Genomic DNA, 25,833 nt, shown 5'->3' on the forward strand with positions numbered 1-25,833 from the left:
TTCAAGTTTGTTTACAATGTCAGGATGGACCGTTTACAGGTGATGGATGGACACATGTCCGTCTACGAAATTCTCAGCCGATTTGGGCTTGCCCCTCCCGGCAAACACTGGAAACGCATCCTGAAAACCCACGCAGACCAATTGCCAGAGACCCGCAACATGCAATTCCTGATGGGCGATGGGCGCAAAGGCAGGCTGACTCCCGGCATTCAAGTGCAGGATTACGACCGTCTGGTTTTGCTGCTGGACAACCTCAATCTGGAACCCGAAGACGTGGTTTTTTACCTTCCAGCCGAACAAGAGGCCTTACAGGTGATTGTGGCTTCTTTTGCAGATCTGACTTTTGAAAACCAGCGCATCGAACAGGGCTACTCCATTGACCTGTACCTGCCAGAGCACAAAATTGCTGTTCAATGCTTGCGGTCTGCCCAGCATCCAGAGCGTTTGCAAACAGAAATGGAACTGCAAAGGCAGATTTCTGCTGCTCTGGGCTGTACTTTTGTCAATTTGAACCCCCATGAAAAAGGTTTCAATGTGGGGGAGACGATTTTCAAGATCCGGCAGAAACTCAATCCATAGCAATCACATGTTCTCTGAAAACAAATAAAGGGTGTTGTCCATCATCAACACCCTTCAAACCTTCACTTGATGTTCTGCTTTTCACTGCAGCATGCACAGATCACTGTCATGATCTCAGGTGCAAATCTCATATGGAATCGGATGTCACGCCCTCAGGAGTGGCAGTATAGACTTTTTTTCCAAAGTCATTTGAAACCATATAATTGAACACTTGTCTTGCGCTACCTGTAATGGTGAGAGCACCGTCCTTACAAGGTGTGATTTTGTACTTTGTCATGTTGACTTCGTCGAGCAAATCAGGAGCCGAAGGATAAAATTCTGAATCTGCATTGTCTTTTTTCCAGGCAAAGGCCGCTTCTCTGAGAGCGACTGCACAATTGTAGGCACTCTGATCTGCCTGCACAGACTTTTCAATGGGAACTTGACCACCACACGAAACCAGACCAAGAACAATCATACAAAACATGACTTTTCGCAACATCATTCCTCCAATACTGTGATTTTCCTGCTTAGTTTATCATTTGTTGATCTGAAAGTCACCATGCAGGCCAAAGAAATCAGGATTTCGACTTTCTCTGATGGGGTTGAATTCAATGGAAAGCAGGTTTTAAACCCTGACCATTTTCAAGCTTTTGGAAATCACTGGACTGAACAGCCCATATGAAACCCCCAGCACCACAGCACATCCCCCAATGGCCCACAAGGCTCCAGAAAACCACACAAAGGGCGTGGTAATCACCCAGAATGCTGCAAGAAACTGGGACAACAGGAAAGCCTGAGGTCTAGAAAAGAAGTTCTGCCACGGAATCGGTGAAATCAGGAACAGCAAAACCATCCAGAGGGTTTGTGGAACCATCATATCGCCTGCAAATTGCACGTTGGTCCGGTTTTCCAGGAAAAACACGTACACCGCCTGCATCAGGCCAATGCTGAAAAGCACACTGAGCAACCACTTGAACAACTGCACTGGACGGGAATCCTGCGGATTGATCCAGCCATAGGCTTCCCAGTACGCCATGATCTGGCTTTCCTGAGGGGTGTAATGCACCTGACGGAACCCATGGTTGGCGTCTGCGGCACTGCCCAGATCGTGCAGGGCTTTGGTGCGAGCCTCTTCCAGAGGGAGTCCGAGGTCCTGATACGCCATCACCGCTTCTGCAAAATGGCAGTGCAATTCCTGCTGGATGCGTTTCTGGTCTTGCAGGGACAGGTTTTGGGTTGCCTCTCTCAGCCATTCCTCGATCATGCTTTGCCTCCCAGTACGCTGTTGACGGCATTGACAAACGTGTGCCATTGTTCCTCCTGTTGCAGAAGTTGTTTTTTGCCCTGTTCGGTCAGGCGGTAACTTTTGCGTTCACGCCCAGAAACGGTTTCTGAAAAGGATTCGATGGCCCCCTGATGTTCCAGACTGTGCAAGGTGGGATAAAGGGTACCTTCTTTGAAAGAAAGCACTTCTCTGGACAGGGTTTTGATGCGCTGTGCAATGCCATATCCGTGCAGAGGCCCGTTTTGCAGGCATTGCAGGATCAGCAGGGGAAGGCTGCCCTTGTAGTTCATGGGTTCAGTATATACCTAGGTTTTCGATATATCAATATCCTATGCATCGGAGTCCATGGCTTATCTTCTCAGGCCATAATGCAATCTGGACGTGGACTCCCGCACCACCAGAGACAACTCAAAATGGGGCATCTGGGGATTTTCCTCCTGCAAAACCCGAAGCACATGATCGGCCAGTGACTTCCCTATTTCGTAGGTCGGTTGATGCACCGTGGTGAGCGGAGGCGACATGAACGCCGTACCGGGCAGATCGTCAAAGCCCACCAGAGAGACATCCTCTGGCACCCTCAGGCCCTTGCGGTACAGTGCCAGCCTGGCCCCTGCGGCCATCTGGTCGTTGCTGGCAAATATCGCAGTGAAAGAAGCAAGGCTTTCCATCAGTTGCATCACCGCCAGATAAGCGGTGCGCTCCAAGTAATCCCCCTGCAACACCAGCTTGGGATTGAAAGGGATTCCGGCGTCCTCCAGAGCACTCTGGTATCCCCTCAGGCGTTCCTGGGCATCCACCTGCATGTTTGCACCCGTGATGTGCACAATCTCCCGGTGCCCGAGTTCAATCAAATGGCGGGTGGCAAGGTACCCTCCCTGAAACTGGTTGAGCACCAGACAACGCTCTTCCATGCCCGTCACCTTGCGACCAAACACAAACAGAGGAATCCTTCCCGAGATTTCCAGCAGTTCTTCGTCAGGCAGGGTGCTGCCCAGCAAAATCAGGGCATCCACCTTGCGGTAAATCAGGCTTTCGATGGCCCGTTTCTCGTGGGTGGCAGACCAGTGACCGCTGTTGAGGATCGGCTGGTAATCGGTTTCCAGCAACTGGTGCTCAATGCCCCGGATCACATCGGCATAATACGGACTGACGATGTCCTCGGCGATCACCCCGATGCTCATGCTTTTTCCGCTGATCAGGGTGCGGGCCAGATAATTGGGCTGAAACCCGAGGTCCTTGAGGGCGGTCTCTACGGCCAGACGTTTGTCTTCCGCCACAAAAGCCGTGCCATTGATGATCCGTGAAACGGTGCTGATGGACACGCCCGCAGCTCTGGCAACTTCATTGATGGTCACATTGCGTTTTTTCATGGGCTGTCCCTGTGTTGCCAGTATAAGACACTTCTGAAAGGCTTTTCATCTGCATGGACCCGAGCAGCAAATCCATGCAGATGATGGCCCTTGTGGATCAGGGAAGCAGCATCACATCGTCCACTTGCACATTGCCTGCAGACGGCACGGTGTCTGCCACCAGATTGAATTTCACCAGTTTGGCCAGCACTTCAGCGGTGGTCTTTTTGACCGGAGCCCAGTCTGGCTGCACAAAACTGCTGAGGGGTACATCCACAGTTTTGGTTTCCACAGAGACATCCACGTACACCTGAGGGTGGCTGCCATCGGCAATGCCCAGAGCAGCATCCCCGATCAGCTCAAGGCGCACCTTGCTGGTTCCGGTGGCCTGCAGGGTCAAACGCAAGGTTTTGTACTGGCTGAGATCCACAGCCACAAGCTGGTTCTCTGCATTGCGAGGCTTGAACTCCAACCCAAGCACCACCCCTGCATAATCGTTGGGGGCCTTGATGCCAAAATCAAACGCTGCCCTCTGGGAACGTCCATTTTCCGCGGGCATGACCACCGCTGGAGGTTCATTGCCCTGATCCTGATTGCTGAACGTGCTGCTCTGGGCTGCATTTTGCTGGAAGCCCGACAGGAACACTTTCCCGCCATCCAGAGTGGTCAGGCGTCCATCCGACAGGGCTTCAAAGTCGGCAATTTTCTTGCTGTTGCCTGTTGGAGGGGTCACAGGACCGAAACTGGCAGGCACTTTCAGGAGTGCAGCCCCGTTGCCACGCACGTATTTGCTTCTCAGGCCAATGGCCATGCGTTCTTTGCTGCCCACCGAGGAATCAATGCGCCAGTCTTCTTCTTTCTGGATGTCAAACCACACGATGGCTTTCACCTGAGGGAACACTTTGGGCAGGTCGCTGAACATGTTCTGGATCCACTCGGGTTTGCTGCCTCCAATTTCAGAAGAGGCAAACTCTGCAAGGATGATGGGTTTGGAGGGGGCAATCTTCAGGGCACGGTCGTAAGCCCCTTTGAAGACATTCTGGAAACTGACCCAGGCTCCCCACGAGGGGTTGGTGCCCCAGTTGTACCCATCAATGCCCACCCAATCCACGTACTTGTCACCGGGGTAGGCTCTGGCAGGATCGTTCCAGCTTTCACCGGGCACATCGGCGTTGTTGTAACACCAGATCCACTGCACTTTGTTGGCCCCTTCCGCAGTGAACAGGTCATGGACATGCTGGTAGGCTTTGACATAGGTGGCGGGGTCCTGACCGTTGGCAGCCACCGACCATGGATACCAGTTGCCGTTGAACTCATGCCCCCAGCGCAGCAAAATGGGCACGTTCACCGCTCTGGCTTCCTTGGCCCACATGCGGATGTAGGTGTCCCATTTGCCGTCCAGAATGTCTTTCAGTTTGATTTGCCCTGCATCGTTAACCCCGAGGTTCCAATCCCAGGGCTCCCAGGTGATGTTGGGCACCACCCCTTGTTTGCTGAGGGCCAATACCTCCTCTTTGGGAAAAGCCGCATTCCCTTTCCAGGATGTGTACCACATCACCGTGGCAGGCTGAAAACGCAGGTCTTTGGAGACCTCATCAGGCACGGTGGCCTTGTTGGTCCGTTCTCTGAAAATGCCGAAGAACACCCCAGAGGTGCTTTCGGCATTCTGGTCTTTCAGGACGGGCAAACCTGCAATGCCAGAGGCCGGACCTTCAGGCGCTAGAGGGGTTGAGGTGGAAGCACAACTGCCCAGCAAGGCAGTCAGGATCAGCCAAAAGGGGATGGTTTTCACTCGGGTGTTCACGGTTTCCTCTCCATGCTTCTTCAGAGAAATGCTTTTCTTGAGATCATGATCGAGCCATCTGTAGAGCAAACTTTGAATGGATGATCCAAATCAAACTGCTTTTTATGGGACGCCATTTTCTCAAGATACTTTTGCTTTGATGCCAGATTAGCACTTGAAAACCTTTTCATCAAGATGGGCTTGCTTTTTCTGATTTTTTTGCAAAGCAACAAACTTCACAACCAGAAAAGTGACATTTTTTGAAAAAGTTCGGAGAAATCTTTTTGAAAATCCTTTTCTGGAAAACCAATTTTGGTTCCCCACTCCATTCAGCTTCAAGGTTTGTTTGCCATCCGCATGATCCCCTCTTGCAGAAAAGCCTTTCACGGGTTACAGTGGTTTTACATCCACAACCCAAACACCAACCACTTCTCGTGTGGAACGAGATGCATCCCATTTTTGCTCTGGAGGAGCACCCCTCCAGACAGGAGGTTTCTGTGAGAAAAATTGCCCTGATGTCCTCGGCTTTTCTGTTCGTGGCTTGCAGCCAGACGGTTCCCCTCTCCAGCACCGCTGAAGTGCACAAGCAAGCCGACAGTGGCACACCCATGTCTGGCCAGAGCTGGACCGGAGGAAGCTTCACCGATGATTTCACCTTCTGGGGCCTGAACGATGCCCTCTGGGAACGCATCAACAACAACAACGGTTCGCCTTTTGGTTGTGCCTTCAATCCCAACAACGCTTATCCGGACGTGGCTGCACAGAACAGCGGCAAACTCAATTTGCGCCTGGACACCAATGGCACCCGCTGCGCCGAGGTCAAAACCCGGACCCGAGAAGCTGCACCCAACTCGACCATCGGCGGGAACTTCAACATGGACCGGGTCTCGGGAACCGTCTCCTCCATTTTCACTTTCAAACGCTGGGACACCGGTGGCGGAAGCTGGCAGGAAATTGACATCGAACTGATTCCTTCTTGGCCCGGCGCAAACAACCAGCCCAGACTGCATCCGGCCATCATTTATCAGGCTTCTCCCACCTCTGACAAATACATTTACGAAGGTTTCCTCGATGTGGGGAGTGACTTCCTGAATGCAGCCAGTTTCCCCACCATGCTGTTCAACTGGGGTTCCACCTCTGTCCAGTGGAAGTACAACGATCAGGTGATTTTTACCATGAACCGCACCACCAACCCCTCGCCTGTATCGTTCTCGTATCGTGAAAACGGCTACACCGTGTACGTTTACCGCAACAACACCAAAGGGGGCACCCTCAATGTCAAATGGGACCACTTCCCCACCGACAAAACTTACATTTACATGAATTACTGGCGGGGCGACAACACCAACGGCATCGACCAGTTCCTCGGGTGGTACCCCTCCAACAATCCCTCTGGCACTGCCCGGTACAACAAACTGTTCTACGTCCGCTGGTGAGCAGAAAGACCTGACCGCTGCTGCGTTTATCCGTGAGACAGGAGGACCCAGAGGAATCTTCCTGTCTCAAAAACCCTTTCCTGAGCAACAACATCTTGTTCTTCTGCCAAATGCTTTAACATCAGGCCATGTCCAGTCACAATCCATGGCCTGATTTCTGGATTCCCCAACCCGAGTTGCACCTCACCAAAAAGCAATTGCAACATTTTGAAACCCTAGAAGAAACCTTTGTGGCTTCGGCAAGTGGAGCATCCATTCCTTTTCAAACGACTCAACCACAAGAAAAGTGGGCCTTTTTACACTGGCTGTCCCAGAGGCAACCAGTGCTTTTTCATGGCTCGACCCATGGCAACATCGAATGTTTTGAACCCAGAGCCCCCTTTGACCGGTCGGCTGATGATTTCAGCAAACAAACTGCGGTGTATGCCAGCAGTGATGCCCTCTGGGCCATGTTTTACGCTGTGCTGGATCGCTCTATTCCTGTGCGTTTTCTGAATGGCGCCCTGCAATTCCAGCAAGAGGACGGCTGGAGCAGAATGCATTACTTCTTCTCTGTAGATTCTCTGGATGAGGTGGCCGCAACCCGAAATCCTTGGCACTCTGGAACGGTATACATCCTCCCTGCCAAAGGTTTTGAACAGCAACCTCCTTACACCCTGCAAAGCCACACTGTGCTTGAACCGCACTGGGCTTCCCTGGCACCTGTCAAACCTCTGGCACACATCACAATTGAACCAGAGGATTTCCCTCTTTTGCACCTTGTTCGGACACATCAATCTGAAGTCATTGACCAGTGGGCCAAACTTGAGCCTGATGGTTTTCCATGGCTGGATTCACAGGGGAACGCTCAAACACTGCCCATCCACCCTTCAAAAAACTGAGGCTTCAAGACTTGCTGAAATGCTCAGCCACCACTTCACCAGATTCAGGCTCCTGATACACCTGATCCATGGCCCCTTCAAAGGTTTCCAGGATATGTTCAAACCGACCCACGTGAAGCCTTCTGGCGAGACCTTCCTGATCTGGCAACCTCAGGTCCACACTCCAACTGGCGGTGCTGAGGCCCACATCAATGGGCGTGAACTCAAAGCAACCCGGCCCAAAGTCCAGAGGCTGCATGACCACATCTCTGGGATCACCAATGGTTTTCAGGGGATCGTTCAGGGCTTTGCGTTCCAACAAACCTTGCACCACCGTTTCAATGCAAGCTCGGGAAAACTGGTCGTTCAGGTACACCCCTTCGGTGTCGGTGACTGCCACATCAAAATCAGCCGAGGGTTTCACAATGATGCTCAAATGGGCCATGCCTCAAAATAGCGGGTTTTCCCCTGTGGATCTGCCAGAAAACCCACAGATTGAGTCAGTGAAATCTCGGGTTTCACTTTGCTGCGCCGGCGCAGCAAAGTGAAATTTATTGTTCCAAAGGATTTAAATCATGCTTTTGTAAACTCAGTTCATAAAAAAATCTTTTTGTACATAATTTGAACTGTTGGTGTGCTTTTCGGTGTATAACTGACAGCATATGGCCAACAAACGGACTGTGCCCATCTCCAACTTCAGGCAGGGTCTCAAACGGCACTTTGATGAATTGAAACGTGGACAGAGCGTGCATGTCTCAAACCATCACAAAACCATCGGGGTGCTGCTGCACCCGAGCGATTACTGGGAACTTGCAAACGGAGGCAAGAGAATGAGTGAAATCATCACGTTGTACAACCACACCGGGGGGTCTGCCAAGACCACCCTCACCCGAGAACTTGCCTATGGACTGGCCCAGAAAGGGTACCGGGTGCTGGCTGTGGATCTGGATTCTCAAGCCAACCTCACTGAATTTCTGGGTTACCTGATTGATGTGGACATCCGCCCCGAGCACACTGCACTGAGTGCCATTCTGGAAAACCAGCCCCTGACCCCTCTGGAAACCCGCTTTGGTTTTGACCTGATTCCCGGCCACGAAGACCTCAGGCGGGTGCGTCGCGCAGACATCGCCGAACTGCTGAACCTCAGAAAACACCTCAAAAAAATTGCTGCTGAACGGGGCTACCAGTACATCTTGATTGACGCCAGCCCAGCAGGTGAAACCCTGAGCAGCATCGCATCTGCCAGTGCCAACAAACTGATCTGCCCAATTCCTTCCACCATCAAGGGCCTGCGCAGCATCCGCTCCACCATCAGTGTAGTTCAGGAATCTGCGTCCATCAACCCGGATCTGGAAATCCTGATGTACGTGCTGACCCGCGCTGGCCGCACCTCTGGGGTGCGTTACGCCAACGAACAGATCACCGAACAACTCGATGCTCTGGGTGTCCCCTACTACAACGGCCTGACCGAACGCAGCACCCCCTTTGAGTTTGCTGCCGCAGAATGCAGGCCGGTGATGTCTCTGGAATACAGCAACCGCAACATGAGCGGCATCGAAACCACCAAAGAGGAACTGAAGCAGATCGTGAACCTGCTGGAATCCCTCACCCAGACCCCGGTGCAATCATGAAGCCCAGAGTGCCTGACACCATCAAAGAAAAACAACAGGTGCAAATGGGAGCCCTGAAACTCGGCAACCAGATCAGTCTGAATGCCATTGTGCCCAGCACCGAAAACCCCAGAAAGCACTTTGACCCTTCAGAGCTTGAGGCTCTGGCAGACTCGATCAGAACTTACGGGGTCATTTCCCCCATCACCCTCAGGAACCACCCCGAGAAGCCCGGTTATTACCGGATCATTGCTGGAGAACGCCGTTACCATGCAGCCAAAGCGGCAGGCCTCGGGGAGATTCCAGCCTACATCCGCAACCAGAATGACCAGCATGAAGATCTGGAACGGGCCTTCATCGAAAACGCACACCGCGAAGACCTGAACGCCTATGAGCAGTTGGTCTCCACGTTACACATTTTGGAACGCCGTTTGCAAAAGCCTCAGGCAGAAATCATCCGGAATTTACAGGAAGCCTACCGCACCCCTGAAAGCCAACCCGAACTGCTGGAGGAATACCAGAAGCTGACCCGAGTGGTGAAAGTGCCAGAACTCGGGACCTTTGTGACCAAACGCCTGCCCATCCTGAATTACCACCCCACTTTGCTGCAGCTCTTGCAACAAGGGCAACTCAGCATGAGTTCGGCGGTGGAACTCAACCGCCTCAAGCACCTTTCTGATGAAGACTTTGAAGGCTGGATTCAGAGGGCATTGGTCCTGAGCTCCAAAGACCTCAGGACCAAAATCAACCAGTTTCTGGCACCCAGTCGCAAAACCCAATCGGTATCCGCTCTGGTGAAGAAAGCCTTTGGAAGCAGCGTCAGGAGAATGACCCCTGAAGACCAGAGTCGCCTGAAGGAACTGCTGCAAGAAGTGGAATTGCTTGCAGCCAAATACCAATCATAAATCCGTTTTCAACCTTTAAAACCGTTTTGCTGCGCCGGCGCAGCAAAACGGTTTTTCCTTTTCAGGACATCAAAACAAGTTTTTGATGACTGGCATCAACAGCGGTCGTCCTCCAGACCCAAAACCCGCAAAACCTTCTGAAACCAACGGTTCTTGCAGGTGGTCTCGAAGGTTTTCAAATTTGGAAAATTTTCCCTCATTCCAAAACTCAAACTGAATTTTCTCAATGGGAGTGGCCAGGGCCAAAACTTCAGGAGAAAGCGGATGCATGACATCCATCATGCACCCATCGGCCACCAAACCCAAAAGTGGAATAACATCCTGTCATGGATGCCAGACTGAACCAGCAAATGCACTTCATCATCACCTGTGATCGTTTAAAGCACACCCTCAGAAAAACCAACTTGCACAACGGCAGTCGCAAAGAAAACAGCGCAGAACATTCCTGGCATCTGGCCCTGATGGCCCTCACCCTTGCAGAGCACGTCCCTGAGAAAACCTCCATCCACAGGGTCATCGAGTTGCTGCTGGTACATGATCTGGTGGAGATTCTGGCTGGAGACACTTACTTTGCAGCTTCTGCTGAGGAAAAGGCAAAGCAAGCAGAACTGGAACAGGAAGCTGCAAGAGATTTGTTTGCCTTGCTTCCCGAACCCCAGAGCCAGCACTTTTTGACTTTATGGAAAGAGTTCGAGGAGGCACAGACCCCAGAAGCCCAATTCGCACGGGCTCTGGATGCCTTGCAACCGATGCTGCTTGCATGGGGGATGCAGGGAAAGGGCTGCAAAGACGAATACCCAGAGCTGACCCGCAGAACCCTTCTGGAACTCAAAGCCAAACATCTACAGAAGTTCCCAAGCTTGTGGGATTACACACAAGACATGCTGACCGAAGCGGTGCAGTGTGGGGCTCTGGATGGGGGAGAGGAGGACAAAGCCAATTCGGCAACATGAGGCCCACCCAAGAACCATGCACATGGCAAAATACACCTGATCAAACCTTCAAACCCTTTTGCTGCGCCGGCGCAGCAAAAGGGTTTTCCCTGTCTCAGATGGTTGTTATTGGATTTCAAGAATCTTTCTCAGGCATCAGTGACAATGGCTTCAACTTCAATCTCAACAAGCATGTCTGGATGCACCAGAGCCTGAATCCCATACATGGCTGCCACTGGTCGAATGTCACTGAAGAATTCTCCGTGGGCACGTCCCACCTCTTCCCATCTGGAAATGTCGGTGACAAACATGCGGGTGCGGACCACGTGTTTCAGCTCCACCCCTGCAGCTTCCAGAGCCCTCTGGATGTTCCGGAGGGTTTGGCGGGTTTGCAGATACATGTCACCCACACCCACAATGCGTCCGGAACCATCTGAATCGGTGGCGGTGGTTCCAGCCACATGCACAATGTTGCCCACACGCACAACCCTGGAGTAACCAATGACTGGCTCAAGTGGAGAAGATCCTGAAAAATTGATGCGTTTCTGATCTGACATCTCAGGATTGTCGCAAAGGGAAGACCCAATTGCAAACCCTGTCCACAGCCTGAGAGGCTAAACTTTTTCCATGAACTTTTGCATTCTTCATCCTGCCGAACCTTTCCAGATCAGAAAAGTCGATGAACAATTCAAAGAAGAAAGAGAAACTGCCCAGATGTTGGGTTTTTCCACACTCCTCATGTCCCATGAAGATCTTCAAGAGGGAAAATGGAAGCTCTCTGGAGACTTGCAAAGTGGTACCAGAGTCATTTACAGGGGGTGGATGCTGACCGTCCCGGAGTACCAGATTTTTGAACGTCTGGCCATGGCCAGAGGCTTGAACCTCTTGACCTCCTCTGAGCAATACCAGAGCACCCATCAGCTGCCTTTCTGGTATCCGCTCCTGAAGGAACACACCCCTGAAAGTCGGTTCTTTGAAAATGCCAAAGAGGCCATTCTGGGCCTGCAAGATGTGTCTTGGAAAGCTTTTTTTGTGAAAGATTGGGTCAAATCCCTTTCGACAGGCAGGGGTCCTGTTGCCCATCATTTGTCAGAAATTGCGGACATTGAACAACAGATGATTCACTTTCGTGGAGGGGTTGAAGGGGGTCTCTGCGTGCGTGAATTTGAACCTCTGGTTGCAAACACTGAAGAACGCTGTTTTGTGGTTCATGGAAAAGTTTTTTTGCGTGCAGGTGTTGCTGAAAAACATCCACAAATCGCCCATCTGGCCCACATTGCAGCACAAAAAGTGGGGTCTCTGTTCTTTTCTGTGGACATTGCTCTGGATGAAAAGGGCAAGGCAAGGATCATCGAATTGGGTGATGGTCAGATGAGTGACCTGAAACACTGGAATCTGGAAAACTTTGCTCTGGTTCTACAATACCTCAAAGAGAACTAAAAGCCGTCCTAGAAAGGAAAAGTGCATTGATTTTGATTCGGTTTCCAAGCAAAAATTGTCCCTTCTGTAAAATCCAATGGAGGCAAACTATCGTACTTTTTGTAGCGTTTTAAAGGAAAGGCAATCCGACACAAGAAAAAGGAGCATTTTGATGAAAATGCTCCCCCACAACTGGCAATTTCAGATCATCGCCTAAAATCAATTTTAAGGCCCCTCGAGATTTCCCATACACATTTACCGCACCCTATACCCCGCACCCATCTTAAAATCCATCACAGAACTCAATAGAGCAACTTGCGGATGGCATCCACAAACCCATTCAGTTGTTTTTGGATCACAGCGGTGCTGGCCTCCCGGATCAACTGGTAACCATCCACTTCACCCTGAACCACAGCCTCCTGAAGCAAGTCATACTCCAGAGGCTTCAGGGCAGAACGGATCAGCAGGTTGAGGGTCCGAACCACATGCTCTCCACGTTGCTCGGGGGTCATCTGGTCGTACTCTTGCCTCAAGCGTTCCTGCTCAGACACTTCTGCGCCAGCAACTTGCCGGTCAAGCTCCAGACGTCCTGCAACTTGTGGAGAGGCCTCTGTGGCATTTCCCTCTTCCAGAGCGTATTTGTTCGGATTGGTGAGCAAATCCACCAGAAAACCGCCCCGGTTGCGTGGCTTGAAACCCGACTTGAGCAGGTTTTCCATGCGCTGGGCTGCATCTTGGACCTGATCGCCATACTGGCGCACCAGATCTCTGGCTCTGGGTTCTGCCACCCCGTGCTCCATCAGGACATCCACCAGTTCCTGCGTGACTGGATGGGACAGCACCCCTTGCGCAAACGCATAAGTGATGTTCTGCTTTTTTCCGCGCCCAGAGTAAGAAACACTGGCCAGATATCCTTTGGCGATCAGCTCTTCATGGGCAGGCTCAAGCGCCCGACGGATGCGGTGGGCCGTGGGCAAAACCAGTTTGCACATCTCGGCCCATTCCAGCAGGTCCACTTGAAGCACCTGCACGGTTCGGGAGGGGTCCTCTGGATCCACCCTCTGGGCGTCCAGCAAGCGGAAAAGCGCTCTGGTGGTGGGTTGTTCCAGTGAGCGCATGAACTGCAGGTCCAGAGGCTTGATGTACCCGGCCCGGATGCTGTGCACCAACTCCTTGGGCAACACCACCCGGATGATGGATTTGCCGTCCAGGGTGTCTCCGTCGGCAGAAGTGAATTCAATTTTTTCCACGTACCGGAAGCCCACCGTGACCCAGCGGCGCTTGGGGTGATCGCGCCAGCCTTCGGTGATCAGGTAGCTCGAGGAGTACAGGCGGAGCAAGCTTTCTCTGGCGAGGTTGTAATACCGGACGCTGGTGGAAAGCCCTGCAGCACGCAAAAGCTGGTAGGTGGTGAAGGTCAGTGCCCCATCTTCCGGGCTGCCCGATTCGATGAACAGGTTGATGATGGCTGCGCTGATGTCGTTGTCAATGCCGTGTGGAACGCCACCGTACTCTGTTGTCCCTGCACAGACAACGCGCACAACTCTGCCGTCGGTTTCGTGTTCGACTTCCCAGCGGGTGAGGGTTTCGGGGATGTTTCGTTGAACGCTGATCAATCCCAGGCGGGCCAGGTTGAGTTCGTCAAACCGTCTCAGGTGGATGGGTTCTTTTTTGGCCATGGCGTGTCTGCTTTTTTGGAAAAAGCCTCCTGTTGTTGTTTTTTTATTATATCTTTTCTATAAAAAACATATTTGTTGTACAACAACAGGGGCGCCCCCCACTTTCGCTCTGGGACGACGAATTTTCGTCAAAACGCTACAAAAAGTACGATACTTTTGGGCCAAAACGCTACAAAAAGTACGATACCCGAGAGCAAAACGCTACAAAAAGTACGATAAAAACGCTACAAAAAGTACGATACTTTTTGGTCTCTCATTTCTCTCATTTTCGTCAAAACGCTACAAAAAGTACGATACTTTTGGGCCAAAATGCTACAAAAAGTACGATACCTGTTTGTGTTTATCCACAGGCTGAAAAATGACCGATTTAAGCTGAAAAAAGTGTGCTTTCCGGGTAAACGCTACAAAAAGTACGATACCCAAACGCTACAAAAAGTACGATACCCAAAAAAACGCTACAAAAAGTACGAGGATTGGGTCAAAACGCCACAAAAAGTACGATATTGGTCCAAGTTCAAAAAAATCAACTGAATTCCATCCAAAAAGACTTTTTGCCTTTATGAGACCAGTTGCTCTTGAGGACAGTTTTGTCTTCTGGAGTCACAATTTCACATGGTTGTCCATTGACGTAAAAATATCGAATAAATATGTTTTCAACTAAGTAATATGTATATACATCTTGCTGAATTCTGGCTGAAATGAATCGCTGGAATCCCAAAACGCTACAAAAAGTACGATAGTCCTGATGGACTTTGATGAGGGTGTTGCAAACGCTGGTTTTTGAAAGGGAGACAACTCAAGTGGATCTCTGGCATCCTCAAAACGCTACAAAAAGTACGATAGTTGGAAGGGATGGAGGACAGAATCGTGCACCCAGAGCATGAACATGCACATGCACATCAACAGCATCATGCTCTCTGAATCAAAACTGGATCAAACAGCGTCAGGTGGCCCGCTGGCGACGGTATTGTCTTGGAGAGATGCCCACCTCAGATTTGAAGACCGCATAAAAGCGACTGAGAGAACCAAAACCTGCTTCCAGAGCCACATCCAGAATGCTGCAATCCGAAGTGATCAACAGCCTCTGGGCGTGGGCCAGACGGTGCTGGGTCAGGTATTCCAGCAGGGTCAGTCCCATGGTGCGTTTGAACAGGGACATTGCATAGTTTGGGTGCAAGTTGGCCCCTCTGGCGATGTCTTCCACGGTCAGTGGATCGGTGTAATTGGAAGACACGAAAGTGGCCATGGTTTCCACACGGGTCAGGTCCTCAGGATGGGTGCGGGTGGCCATGATGCGCTCTGGGGCCTGTGACAGATCCCGAGCAGCACGTCTCAGGCGGGCTTGCAGCTCCAGATACACAATCTGCTGGATTTCCAGTTGGTCCGGGTCAGGTGAAGGGGTGTTCTGCACCTCTCTGGCCCAGCGTTCAAAAAGCTGAATGTCGAAAGCTGGGGCTTCACGGTGCAGGACCAGTTCGCCATGCATCACGGGATGGACCAGCTTCTGGGGGATGTTCCAGCGCAGAAAATCGGTGAGTGGGATGTGCACCACCCCGAGTTTGCAGCCTTCCTGAAGGTGCACAATCCGGTGTGGGGTGACCGCCCAGAAGATGGCCAGATCGCCCGCTTTGAGGACCTGCATCCCACCCCCGAGCAGGTAGGTGAGTTCCCCACTGCACACGAGGTTGAGTTCGATGTCACTGTGTCTGTGGAGGTGGTCGGCAATGCCGGGTTGGCCCACCCAGCACCAGAAACCTGAAGTGTAATTCGTACTGTCCTGCACTGGCACTCCCTTAGAATACAAGAAAAAGTCTACCAAAAACGGCAAGACTTTGGCTTTCGCTGAAGCTAGACTGATGGCAACACAACAGAACTGATCTGCAGGATCGTGAACGCTTTAAAGGCGTTTCATGCAAGGAGAAACCATGATTCGAGTGACCATCTGGAACGAAAACCGCCATGAAAAACGCAACCCCAAAGTGACCGCCATTTATCCAGACGGCATCCACGGGGCCATCAAGAAAGGGCTGGAAGCCTACGGTTTTGACGCCAGAACGGCCACCCTTGACGAGCCAGAGCACGGCCTGACCGATGACGTGCTGAACAGCACCGATGTGCTGGTCTGGTGGGGTCACCTTGCCCACGGTGAAGTGCAAGACGAGATTGTCGAAAAAGTGCAGCAACGCGTGCTGGCCGGGATGGGCCTGATTGTTCTCCACTCGGGTCACTTCTCCAAAATCTTCAAGAAACTGATGGGCACCACCTGTGACCTCAAGTGGCGAGAGGCCAACGACAAAGAGCGCCTGTGGGTGGTCAGCCATTCCCACCCCATCATGGAAGGCATCGGTGAGTACGTGGAAATTGATGCCGAAGAGATGTATGGAGAGCCTTTTGACATTCCGGCCCCCGATGAACTCCTGATGGTGAGCTGGTTCTCGGGTGGGGAGATCTTCAGAAGCGCTGTCACCTACCGCAGAGGACTGGGAAAAATCTTTTATTTCCGTCCCGGTCACGAAACCTACCCCACCTACCACAATGCTCAGGTGATCCGCATCATCGCCAACGGGGTGAAATGGACCGCGCCTGCCCTGAACGATCCCCGCAAATTTGGCAATGCCAAGGCTCTGGAAGCAGGGGTTGAGTGATGACCGAAGTCAAACCTTTCCGGGTGGCCATCATCGGGGCCGGGAACATTGCTGGGGCCCACTACAGGGGTTACACCGCAGCAGGAGCCCAACTGGTGGCCATAGCTGAGCCTTTCGAGGTGACCCGCCAGAGGCGCGAAACCGAGTGGGGTGTGCCCGGTTATGCCACTGTGGAAGAACTGCTGGAAAAGGCCGATTTTGAAGCCGTCAGCATCTGCACCCCCAACGCCTACCACCACGGGTTGACGCTGGCAGCAGCAAAAGCGGGCAAGCACATCCTCTGTGAAAAACCGCTTTCGATGTCCATCGAGCAGTGCGATGAGATGATTCAGGTGTGCAGGGAAGCCGGTGTGGTGCTGCAAACCGGGCACCACCTGCGCAGCAACCTGTACGTTGAACAGGCCAAGCAGATCATTGACGCTGGAGGGATTGGAGACATCACTTTCATTCGCCTCAGGCAGGCCCACGACTGGTCTGGCAGTGAAACGGTTTCACCTGCTTTCGGTTCGATTGCACAGGCCGGTGGGGGCACCATGCTGGACAACGGTTGCCACATGTACGACCTCGCCCGTCACTTTGCTGGAGATGTGAAATCCATTTTTGCCCGCACCGCCACCCTCAAATACGACATCGAGGTGGAGGATGTCAGTGTGGCCAGTCTGGAATTTGCCTCAGGTGCTCTGGGCAGCGTGGAAAACTCCTGGACCGCCACTGGATGGGAAGAAGGCTTCTGGGTGTATGGCACGCAGGGGGTGCTGGAGTGCCAGATCCGCAACGGCATTCCCCGTTACCTCAAACACATCACCCGCATCGGTGGAAACCGCGACTGGAGCCGTCCCGACGAGGTGCTGTACAGCTTCACCTCTGAAGGAGGACACCCGAGACAGGTGGTCAACTTCATGCGCAGCATCCGTGAAGGCCAGAAGGTGATTTGCACCGGAGAAGACGGCCGGGAAAGCGTGCGTCTGGTGCTTCAGGGTTATGAAAGTGCCCGCAATGGTCAAGTGGTGACACTTTTGTGATGTGACCCCTCTGCACACTGTCCCCCTTGAGAGAGGGGGACAAATCTATCTCGCTTGCCTTGTCTTGAAAGGCTTTCAGAGGTAAGTTAAAAGGGCCTGACTCAATTTCCAAATGCTTCATCCTGACGGTGTTTTTGCGATTTGGTTTCGCCAAAAGCCGTCCTCTTTCTCAAAGGAGATGCCATGCCAAGACCTGTGACGCTTTTTACTGGACAGTGGGCCGATTTGCCCCTGAGTGATCTTGCTCCCCTCGCCAAGGCCATGGGGTACGACGGTCTGGAACTCGCCTGCTGGGGAGACCACTTCAATGTTCAGGAAGCCCTGAAAAACCCCGAGTACATCAAACAGAAACTCGAACTCCTGCACCAGCACGACCTGAAGGTGTATGCCATCAGCAACCATCTGGTCGGTCAGGCGGTGTGTGACCTCATCGACGAGAGACACAAATCCATCGTTCCAGAGCACGTCTGGGGAGATGGAGACCCGGAAGGGGTGCGCAGACGTGCCGCCGAAGAAATCATGGACACCGCCCGTGCTGCGCAGGCTCTGGGGGTCAAGGTCGTCAACGGTTTCACCGGGTCCTCGATCTGGCATTCCATTTACGCTTTCCCGCCGACCAGTCAGGACTTCTGGGAGGCCGGTTTTGAAGACTTCGGCAAACGCTGGGGAGCCATTCTGGACGTCTTCGAGCAGTGCGATGTGAATTTCGCTCTGGAAGTGCACCCCACCGAAATTGCTTTTGACATTGCCACCAGTGAACGGGCCATCAAAGCGGTCAACAACCATCCCCGTTTCGGGTTCAACTACGATCCCAGTCACCTCGGATACCAGCATGTGGACTACATCCGCTTCATTCGGCAGTTTGCAGACCGGATTTTCCACGTGCACATGAAAGACGTGTGGTGGGGACACGGAGACGGCAGCGTGGGGGTTTTCGGAGGGCACACCAGCTTCGGAGATTACCGCCGTTACTGGGATTTCCGTTCTCTGGGACACGGGGACATCAAATTTGAAGATGTGCTTGTGGCCCTGAATGACATCAACTACTCGGGACCGCTTTCGGTGGAGTGGGAGGACATCCGCATGGACCGGGTGCACGGGGCCAGTGAGAGTGCAGCCTTCGTGCGAAAACTGGACTTTACTCCCTCCAGAGTGGCTTTCGATGCCGCTTTCGAAAGGAAATGAGCAGATGGCCCTGAAATACGGCATGATCGGGGGCGGCAAGGACGCATTCATTGGAGCGGTGCACCGCAAAGCCATCGCACTGGATTCCACCGCAGAACTGGTGGCCGGGGCTTTTTCCAGCAACCCAGAGAAAGCCCTCCTCTCTGGCAAAGAACTGGGTGTGAAGCGCAATTACCCCACTTGGGAGGCCATGCTGGAAGGCGAACTGGCCCTGCCTGAGGACGAGCGCATTGATTTTGTGGTGATCGTGACCCCGAACCACATGCACTACCCAACTGCGAAAGCTTTTGCAGAAGCGGGGTTCAATGTTGTGTCCGACAAGCCTCTGGTGCACAGCAGCGAACAGGCCGAAGATCTGGTTCGCATCGTGCAGGAAAAAGGGGTGGTTTTCGGGGTGACCTACAATTACACCGGATACCCGATGGTGCGTCAGGCCAGAGAAATGGTGCGTCGCGGTGACCTCGGGGCCATCCGCAAAGTGATTGTGGAGTACAACCAAGGCTGGCTTGCCACCAAACTGGAAGAAACCGGAGCCAAACAGGCCGACTGGCGCACCGATCCCAAACGTTCAGGGATCGCCGGGGCGATGGGAGACATCGGTTCCCACGCAGAGAACCTGATGAGCACCATCACTGGACTCCACATCTCCCACATCTGCGCAGACCTGACCACCTTTGTGGAAGGCAGGCAACTGGACGACGATGGAAACGTGCTTCTCAAGTTTGACAATGGAGGCAAAGGGGTTTTGATCGCCTCCCAGATCGAGATTGGCATGGAAAACGACCTGAGGATCCGGGTTTTCGGAGAGAAAGGCTCTCTGGTGTGGCATCAGGAAGACCCGAATGGACTGGAGTTTCACCGTCTCGGCGAACCTGTGCAAGTCCTCAAGCGCGGCAACGACTACTTGTGTGATGCAGCCAAAAAAGCGTCCCGCATCCCTGCAGGTCACCCCGAGGCGTTCCTTGAAGCGTTTGCCAACATCTACCGGGGTGTGGCAGAGGCCATCCTTGCCCGCAAAGCTGGGAATCCCCTGACAGAATTCGATTTCCCCACCGTGCAAGACGGGGCTCTGGGCGTAAAGTTCATCGAAAAAGTGGTGGAAAGCAGCCAGTCAGACCAGAAATGGACCGTGTTCTGAAGGGCCAAACACCATTCAAAGAAAAGCCCATCCTGATCAGGATGGGCTTTTTGTGGTGGGTCAGCCTCAACGCCCCTGTTTTTTGAGGTACTTCTGGTACTGCTTCTGGAAATGCTGGCGGGTTTTGCTGCTGAGCATGCTGGCAAGTCGGGCCTTTTCCTGTTGTCTTTTCATAAAAGCTGCCCTGCTGGACTGTTTCTGGGTTTTCACTTGGGTTATGGGAACACGTTTCAAAACCACTGCGGGTTTTGGGATCGCAGAACGCACCACCGTTTTTGGGGTGGGTTTGGGTTTTGAAGGTGTCCGCCCGTTCACAGCAACCGGAGTGGCCTGACGTGCAGTGGCTCTGGGACGGCTTGCCACAAGGGCTGACTGAGGACGAATTTCGTTTTTCAAGAAGGCCATGTGGCGTCCAGAGATGTTGATGGTGCGGATCCCTGAGGGTTTGAGGAAAGCCATTTTTTCTTCCCCTTTTAAAGCCAGAGACATGGTTTTTTGCCAGATGGGTGCAGCAATGTCTCCACTGTAGGCTGTTTTGGGCATGGAGGTGTTGTCGGGTTTTCCCACCCAGACCGCGCCCACCCATTTGGGGGTGACGCCCACAAACCAGAGGTCTTTCACGTCGTTGGTGGTTCCGGTTTTGCCCCCCACCTGCCACCCCGGAATGCGGGCCTTCCAGCCCAGTCCGCCTTGTGCAGGGGTCAGGTCTCCGACCACCCCACGGATCATGTCCAGTCCCATGTAGGCCACCTGAGGGCTCCAGACCTTCACAGGACGGCTTGGTTTCACCTCGTACAGGGTTTTCCCATTGGAGGTGATGCGCTGGATCACACGGGTGGTGTGGCGCTTGCCCCAGTTGGCAAACGGTGCATACGCTGCAGCCATCTCCAGAGGGGTGGCCTCCAGTGCTCCGATCCCGATCGACAGTCCCGCTTGCGGATCGGGCTTGAGGCCCAGCAGGGTCAATTTTTGCTTGAAACTGTGCACCCCGAGTTTTTGCAGCAAGCGCACAGTGGGCAAATTCAAACTCTGGTTGAGGGCTGCCCGAAGCATGATGGGTTCCCCTGAAAAACGCCCACTGTAATTCTGGGGCTGGTATTTGCCTTTCAGGGGTGCATCCAGCACCGTGTCTGTCTGGTCCCAGCCTCTGGACAGGGCAAGGGTGTACAGCAAAGGTTTGATGGAACTGCCCACCTGTCTGCGTGTGCGTGTGGCGTGGTTCCATTCGTCAGCAATTCCATCGTTCAGTTTCTGGCCCACCAGAGCCTGCACCTCTCCAGAGTGCGGATCCACAATGGCCATGCCGAGCGTTGCTCCTCTGGGGATGCTGGCTTTTTTGCTGGCCTGTTCGGCGGCCAGTTGAACTTTGCGGTTCAGGGTGGTGTGCACCCGGACATCTGAGGTGTAAAAGGCTTCCATAGGCACTTTCTGCACCAGTTCCCGCTCCACCTGATCCAGAAAAGCATCGGCATAAGTGTACTCCGGGATGGGAAAGTGCTTTTTGCGGGCTTGCGGGTCGGTCAGTTGGGCTTTGACCACCTCTCCAGAGGGGCCATACTGAATTTTCCATCCCGCAGGTTGCAGCGGGTGTTTCCATGCCTCGTTGGCCTGTTTTGGGGTGATGTTTCCCGCTTCCACCATGCGGTCCAGCAGGTCTTTCATCAGGGGACGGTAGCCTGAATAATCGTTGTACCGCGCAGGGGTGGGGAGCAGCACCGCCAGATACACGCTTTCCGCCAGATTCAGGTCCTGTGCAGGTTTGTTGAAATAGGCTTTGGCAGCGTCCCCTGCGCCCACCAGATCGGTTCGTGCAACACCCCAGTAAATCAGGTTCAGGTAAAGCTCCAGAATCTGGTGCTTGGTGAATTGTTTTTCCACCTCAAGGGCAAAGAGGGCCTCTTTGAACTTGCGCTCTGGGGTGCGTGCGCCTTTCAGGTCGGACAGCAACGTGTTTTTGACCACCTGCTGGGTGAGGGTGCTTCCACCCTCCATGTCTCCAGAGAGGGTTTTCCAGAGGGCGCGGGACAGACCCCGATGGTCGATGCCGTTGTGCTGGTAAAACCGGATGTCTTCACTGGCCACCACCGCTTTTTGCAGCCATGGACTGATTTGGGAGAGCCCCAGATGCTTGCGGGCAGGCCCAATTTCTCCCGCTCTGGACACCCCGATCACCTTCACCACCCGGCCCTCCCGGTCCAGCAAAGTGGCCCTGCCTGCATGTTTCAGGTTGCTCAGGGTTTTCACCTGAGCAAAATCGGGTTTCCATTTCTGGTACAGCACAGTCACGGCAGCAACGCCCAGCAGCAACATCGACAACATCAAACGAAAAAACACTCGAAAAAACAGTTTCCATCCACGCATGCAGCCAGTCTATGAGGCCACTTTGAGAAGCCTGCCCGAAATTTCAACAAGAAACCCTGAGCAAACCTTCAGGTCCCGTCAGGTTCACAGTTGTGCCTGGGTTTGCAGCAAGCGCACCCGTTCTTTCTTCTGGGCAGACAGCAGGGCCATTTCTTGCTCACGCAACTGGATGCGTTCCCGTTTTTGCAGGGTCAACAAACGGCCTTCTTTTTGCAGCAAGGCGACCCTCTGGGATTTCTGTTTCTGGTTGAGGAGGCTGATTTCCCTTTGAACCGTGATGCGTTGCTGTTTCTGGGTTTGCAACAACCGGTCGTATTTGCGCGTCTCCAGAGCTTTCTGTTCTTTGGAAAGGGTGGCTGCAATCCTGACCTTCTGCAAAGTGGCATCCACCTGCTGCTGGCGCACCAGATTGGCCATTTTCAGTTTCAGGCGGTTTTGTTCGGTTTGCTGGGATTCCAGCAGGTTCTGGCGTTCCTGTTCTACAGACCCTCTGGCTTTTGCCTGCAAGGCCAGCAAGCGGTCTTCTTTCTGCTGGAAAACCTTCCTTTCTTTGTCCTGTCTGGCGTAAAGCGTGGCTTGCTGGTTTTTGTTTTTGGTGGCAGGCGTTGTTTTTTGGATGGCTTCGGTGCTGACAGGTTTGGTGTTTTGAGCCTGTGGAAGTGCAGAACGAACCACCTCTGGCCCTCTGGAGGCAGCTTGAGCCTTGATTTCCTCTGGAGATTCAAAAGCCGTGATTTTCCTGCCATTCAGGGCACCTGCCATGGCTTTTTGCCAGAGGGGTGCGGCCACATCGCCACTGAACAGGTTTGAAGGCAGTGGGGCATTGTCGCTCCTGCCGATCCAGACGGCCCCGGCAAGCTCTGGGGTGATGCCCACAAACCAGAGGTCTTTCACATCGTTGGTGGTTCCGGTTTTGCCCCCCACCTGCCAGCCCGGAATGCGGGCTTTCCAACCCAAACCGCCCTGTGCAGGGGTCAGGTCAGAGACAAAGCCACGCAGCAAATTCAACCCCTCAAAAGCGGTTCTTTCATCCCACACCTGTTTGGCCTCGGGCTTCTGGTTGTCCCAGAGCACCCTTTCACCTTGCAGGACTTTCTGGATCACCCTTGGTTTGAAGAAGGTTCCAGCGTTGGCGTAGGGGGCATATGCAGCAGCCATCTCCAGAGGACTGGCCTCCACAGCACCAATGGCCAGCGGAAGCCCTGCTCTGGGATCTGCCTGCAGCCCCAACTGTTGTAGCTTGCTGGCAAAAGGATCAACGCCGATCTGGTCGAGCAAGTGCACGGCAGGCAGGTTCAAGCTGTGGTCCAGAGCATCCTGAAAAGTCACAGCTTTGCCACTGTAACGACCATTGAAATTCTGAGGCTGATATTCACCTTTGAGGGGCAGGTCCAGCACGGTGCTGTGCAGAGTGAACCCTCGGGTCAGGGCAAAGGTGTACAGCAAAGGTTTGATCGAACTGCCCACCTGCCGTTTGGATCGGGTGGCATGGTTCCATTCTTCCAGGAGGCCATCCCCCAACTTCTGGCCCACCAGAGCTTTCACATCGCCATTTTTGGGGTTGAGGAGGGCAATCCCCAGTGTGGTGCCCTCAGGCAAGTTGGCTTCGATGCTGGCCCGTTCAGCGGACCTCTGGGCCTGCACATTCAGGGTGGTCAGCACCGACACATCCGATTGGTACAGCAAACTTTTGGAGAAGCGCTCCAGCAGTTCGCGCTCCACCTGATCCAGAAAACCATCTGCAAAACGCACTCTGGGCGCAGGTGAATTCTGTTTTCTGGCGTCTGGATTGACCAGAGTGGCTTCCAGAAGGTTGCCCTGCTCGTCATAACGCACAGACCATCCTGCAGGTTTCAGGGGAAACCGCCACGCTTCCAGAGCTTCCTGAGGGGTGACCATGCGGCTTTCCACCATGCGGTCCAGCAGGTTTTTCATCAGGGGGCGGTAAGACGGGTAATCCAGATACCGCCTCGGGTTGGGCAACAAGGTGGTCAGGTACACGCTCTCTGCAAGGTTGAGGTCTCTGGCATGCTTGCGGAAATACACCAGCGCCGCATCTTCTGCACCCATCAGGTCGGTGCGTCCCACACCCCAGTACACCACGTTCAGGTAAGCGGTCAGGATTTCGACTTTGCTGAATTTCTTCTCGACCTTCAGAGCCATCAGGGCCTCTTTCAGTTTGCGGGTGGGGTTTCTGGCCCCTTGCATCTCGGAGAGCAGGGTGTTTTTGACCACCTGCTGGGTCAGGGTGCTTCCGCCTTGTGGATCCCCTCTCAGGGTGCTGAACACCGCCCGACCCAGACCGCGCCAATCGATGCCAGCGTGCATGAAGAAACGCTCGTCTTCGCTGGCAACCACCGATTTGCGCAGCCACGGACTGAAACCGTCCGTGCCCAGCACCTGACGGCTGACCCGTGCGCCACTGCTCAGGGTGGGGGAGAGGGCGGCCAGCACTTCACCGTTCTGGTCCAGTATGGTGGCTTTTCCGGCGTACTCCAGTTGCTTGACGGTGTGAACCCGACGGATCTCGGGTTGCCAGCTGAGCAGGATGAGGGCAAAAAGGGCGATCAAAGCGAAAAAAACATAAAGCATCACCCTCAAAACAAGATTCAAACGGGGCATGGGGTCATTTTACAGCTGCAGCAGACCTCTGGCAGTGCCTGTTGCTGACGGATCAGGGGATCTGTACGTGCTGATTCCAGCTGAAATTCAACGGTGTACCATGGAGCACAGCATCTCTTTGATCCATCAAAGCTGTCTGGGACAACCAGAACAGTCGTTTTTCCAGTGATTGAACATTCACACCCTTGCCGTCCTCTAAAGGAGACCCATGAAACTCGACATTGTGCATCAGGCCGCCCCCGAGAAACGCCACCCGACCCCCATTTTGCTGGTGCATGGTCTCTGGGCTGGCGTGTGGGCCTGGAAGGAACACTTCATGCCGCATTTTGCCAGCGCAGGATACGACGTGTACGCGGTGAGTTTGCGCGGCCACGGAAACAGCGAGGGCACCGAAAAGCTCTTTACCACCCGCCTAAACGATTATATGAAAGACGTTCATGAGGCTGTGCTTTCCCTGCCTCAGAAGCCCATTTTGATTGGTCATTCCAATGGGGGGATGGTGGTGCAAAAATACCTGCAAGAGCACACCTTGCCTGCTGCTGTGCTGCTGGGAACCATGTCCATCAGCGGATCTTGGATGACCTTCCTGAGGGGCCTGAAAAACGATCCTGCTTTGTTTTTGAAGGTCACCTTCACCTTCAACCTCCAGCATCTGGTGGGAAGCCCTGAACGGGCAAGAACCGCCTTTTTTTCCAACACCCTCTCTGCAGAAAAAACAGCCAGGTATTTTCAGCAGATGGGACGGGAATCTTTTGTGGCTTTTCTGGACACCCTGTTTGTGCAGCTTGATCCCAGAAAATTGAAAACCCCCCTGCTCGTTCTGGGTGCAGAACGTGACTTTTTCTTCACACCTGCCCAGCAACAGCAAACCGCAAAAGCTTACGGCACCACGGCCCACATTTTTCCCAACATGGCCCACGCCATGATGCTGGAAGAGGGCTGGCAGGAGGTTGCAGACCACATCTTGAACTGGCTGGGGTTAGAGATCTCCCGGTTGTGAATCCCCCGTTGCGCGCTTCGCTTGCAAGTGACCCCTTATGA

At 53.3% G+C, this 25,833-nt stretch carries 24 protein-coding genes; 12 read left to right on the top strand and 12 right to left on the bottom strand.

The window, feature by feature from the left end:
• Positions 1-24 precede the first annotated feature (24 nt).
• Entirely contained in the window at positions 25-579 is a 555-nt protein-coding gene (locus Q371_RS04610) for a hypothetical protein (protein WP_157442514.1), read from the top strand.
• A 127-nt stretch (positions 580-706) separates the two neighbouring features.
• Here the strand turns inward: Q371_RS04610 and Q371_RS04615 are convergent, their stop codons facing one another.
• From Q371_RS04615 to Q371_RS25335, 5 genes are all read right to left on the bottom strand, one after another.
• Entirely contained in the window at positions 707-1,060 is a 354-nt protein-coding gene (locus tag Q371_RS04615) for a hypothetical protein (RefSeq protein WP_157442515.1), read from the bottom strand.
• A gap of 126 nt (positions 1,061-1,186) precedes the next feature.
• Positions 1,187-1,825, bottom strand: a complete 639-nt coding sequence (locus tag Q371_RS04620; protein WP_034336780.1) for a hypothetical protein — start codon at positions 1,823-1,825, stop codon at positions 1,187-1,189.
• Positions 1,822-2,136: a PadR family transcriptional regulator gene (locus tag Q371_RS04625; protein ID WP_034336783.1), complete on the bottom strand. Its 315-nt coding sequence runs from the start codon at positions 2,134-2,136 to the stop codon at positions 1,822-1,824. The genes Q371_RS04620 and Q371_RS04625 overlap by 4 nt, the downstream gene beginning before the upstream one ends.
• Before the next feature lie 60 nt (positions 2,137-2,196).
• Positions 2,197-3,216 (bottom strand): LacI family DNA-binding transcriptional regulator, encoded by a 1,020-nt coding sequence (locus Q371_RS04630; protein WP_034336785.1) that lies wholly within the window; start codon positions 3,214-3,216, stop codon positions 2,197-2,199.
• A 97-nt stretch (positions 3,217-3,313) separates the two neighbouring features.
• Complete coding sequence (locus Q371_RS25335) at positions 3,314-4,999, bottom strand: glycoside hydrolase family 26 protein (RefSeq protein WP_157442516.1); 1,686 nt, start codon at positions 4,997-4,999, stop codon at positions 3,314-3,316.
• Positions 5,000-5,424: 425 nt separating this feature from the next.
• On the opposite strand from Q371_RS25335, the gene Q371_RS25340 reads away from it, so the two are divergent.
• A complete protein-coding gene (locus tag Q371_RS25340) occupies positions 5,425-6,414 on the top strand; it encodes a LamG domain-containing protein (protein ID WP_051963255.1) in 990 nt (329 codons plus the stop codon).
• Positions 6,415-6,542: 128 nt separating this feature from the next.
• Positions 6,543-7,295 carry a hypothetical protein gene (locus Q371_RS04650; RefSeq protein WP_051963257.1) on the top strand — a complete coding sequence of 251 codons (753 nt, stop codon included), beginning with the start codon at positions 6,543-6,545 and terminating at the stop codon, positions 7,293-7,295.
• Positions 7,296-7,299: 4 nt separating this feature from the next.
• Here Q371_RS04650 and Q371_RS04655 read toward each other — a convergent pair whose 3' ends face one another.
• Positions 7,300-7,719, bottom strand: a complete 420-nt coding sequence (locus tag Q371_RS04655; protein WP_034336789.1) for a hypothetical protein — start codon at positions 7,717-7,719, stop codon at positions 7,300-7,302.
• Between the two features lie 217 nt (positions 7,720-7,936).
• Between Q371_RS04655 and Q371_RS04660 the strand changes: the two genes are divergently transcribed.
• The gene (locus tag Q371_RS04660; protein WP_034336791.1) at positions 7,937-8,905 is read left to right on the top strand and encodes a ParA family protein; all 969 of its coding nucleotides are present in this window, start codon (positions 7,937-7,939) and stop codon (positions 8,903-8,905) included.
• Positions 8,902-9,789 carry a ParB/RepB/Spo0J family partition protein gene (locus tag Q371_RS04665; protein ID WP_034336793.1) on the top strand — a complete coding sequence of 296 codons (888 nt, stop codon included), beginning with the start codon at positions 8,902-8,904 and terminating at the stop codon, positions 9,787-9,789. The genes Q371_RS04660 and Q371_RS04665 overlap by 4 nt, the downstream gene beginning before the upstream one ends.
• 69 nt (positions 9,790-9,858) lie before the next feature.
• On the opposite strand, the gene Q371_RS04670 is transcribed toward Q371_RS04665, so the two are convergent.
• Entirely contained in the window at positions 9,859-10,071 is a 213-nt protein-coding gene (locus Q371_RS04670; RefSeq protein WP_157442517.1) for a hypothetical protein, read from the bottom strand.
• 44 nt (positions 10,072-10,115) lie between these two features.
• Between Q371_RS04670 and Q371_RS04675 the strand changes: the two genes are divergently transcribed.
• Positions 10,116-10,742, top strand: a complete 627-nt coding sequence (locus Q371_RS04675) for an HD domain-containing protein (RefSeq protein ID WP_051963259.1) — start codon at positions 10,116-10,118, stop codon at positions 10,740-10,742.
• 128 nt (positions 10,743-10,870) lie between these two features.
• On the opposite strand, the gene Q371_RS04680 is transcribed toward Q371_RS04675, so the two are convergent.
• Positions 10,871-11,278 carry a RidA family protein gene (locus Q371_RS04680; RefSeq protein ID WP_034336799.1) on the bottom strand — a complete coding sequence of 136 codons (408 nt, stop codon included), beginning with the start codon at positions 11,276-11,278 and terminating at the stop codon, positions 10,871-10,873.
• 70 nt (positions 11,279-11,348) lie between these two features.
• Here Q371_RS04680 and Q371_RS04685 point away from each other — a divergent pair, with 70 nt between their 5' ends.
• Positions 11,349-12,161 carry an ATP-grasp domain-containing protein gene (locus Q371_RS04685; RefSeq protein ID WP_034336802.1) on the top strand — a complete coding sequence of 271 codons (813 nt, stop codon included), beginning with the start codon at positions 11,349-11,351 and terminating at the stop codon, positions 12,159-12,161.
• A gap of 281 nt (positions 12,162-12,442) precedes the next feature.
• Here the strand turns inward: Q371_RS04685 and Q371_RS04690 are convergent, their stop codons facing one another.
• Both Q371_RS04690 and Q371_RS04700 read right to left on the bottom strand, forming a co-directional pair.
• Entirely contained in the window at positions 12,443-13,819 is a 1,377-nt protein-coding gene (locus Q371_RS04690; RefSeq protein WP_051963261.1) for a replication initiator protein A, read from the bottom strand.
• 943 nt (positions 13,820-14,762) lie between these two features.
• Positions 14,763-15,608, bottom strand: coding sequence for an AraC family transcriptional regulator (locus Q371_RS04700; protein WP_157442518.1), 846 nt, complete (start codon positions 15,606-15,608; stop codon positions 14,763-14,765).
• 136 nt (positions 15,609-15,744) lie between these two features.
• Here Q371_RS04700 and Q371_RS04705 point away from each other — a divergent pair, with 136 nt between their 5' ends.
• The 4 genes from Q371_RS04705 to Q371_RS04720 all read left to right on the top strand — a co-directional run bounded on the left by Q371_RS04705 (position 15,745) and on the right by Q371_RS04720 (position 19,809).
• Positions 15,745-16,464 (top strand): ThuA domain-containing protein, encoded by a 720-nt coding sequence (locus tag Q371_RS04705; protein WP_034337090.1) that lies wholly within the window; start codon positions 15,745-15,747, stop codon positions 16,462-16,464.
• Positions 16,464-17,486 carry a Gfo/Idh/MocA family protein gene (locus Q371_RS04710; protein WP_034336807.1) on the top strand — a complete coding sequence of 341 codons (1,023 nt, stop codon included), beginning with the start codon at positions 16,464-16,466 and terminating at the stop codon, positions 17,484-17,486. Before Q371_RS04705 ends, Q371_RS04710 begins: the two co-directional genes overlap by 1 nt.
• Positions 17,487-17,669: 183 nt before the next feature.
• Positions 17,670-18,671, top strand: coding sequence for a sugar phosphate isomerase/epimerase family protein (locus Q371_RS04715; RefSeq protein WP_034336810.1), 1,002 nt, complete (start codon positions 17,670-17,672; stop codon positions 18,669-18,671).
• Complete coding sequence (locus tag Q371_RS04720; protein ID WP_245618231.1) at positions 18,649-19,809, top strand: Gfo/Idh/MocA family protein; 1,161 nt, start codon at positions 18,649-18,651, stop codon at positions 19,807-19,809. Before Q371_RS04715 ends, Q371_RS04720 begins: the two co-directional genes overlap by 23 nt.
• Positions 19,810-19,875: 66 nt before the next feature.
• Here Q371_RS04720 and Q371_RS04725 read toward each other — a convergent pair whose 3' ends face one another.
• Positions 19,876-22,170 carry a transglycosylase domain-containing protein gene (locus tag Q371_RS04725; RefSeq protein ID WP_051963266.1) on the bottom strand — a complete coding sequence of 765 codons (2,295 nt, stop codon included), beginning with the start codon at positions 22,168-22,170 and terminating at the stop codon, positions 19,876-19,878.
• Between the two features lie 84 nt (positions 22,171-22,254).
• Entirely contained in the window at positions 22,255-24,792 is a 2,538-nt protein-coding gene (locus Q371_RS04730) for a transglycosylase domain-containing protein (protein WP_051963268.1), read from the bottom strand.
• A 208-nt stretch (positions 24,793-25,000) separates the two neighbouring features.
• Here Q371_RS04730 and Q371_RS04735 point away from each other — a divergent pair, with 208 nt between their 5' ends.
• On the top strand, positions 25,001-25,792 hold the full coding sequence (locus Q371_RS04735; protein ID WP_034336814.1) for an alpha/beta hydrolase: 792 nt from the start codon (positions 25,001-25,003) through the stop codon (positions 25,790-25,792).
• The last annotated feature ends 41 nt before the right edge of the window (positions 25,793-25,833 follow it).

Source organism: Deinococcus misasensis DSM 22328, assembly GCF_000745915.1.
Classification (GTDB): Bacteria; Deinococcota; Deinococci; order Deinococcales; family Deinococcaceae; genus Deinococcus_C; species Deinococcus_C misasensis.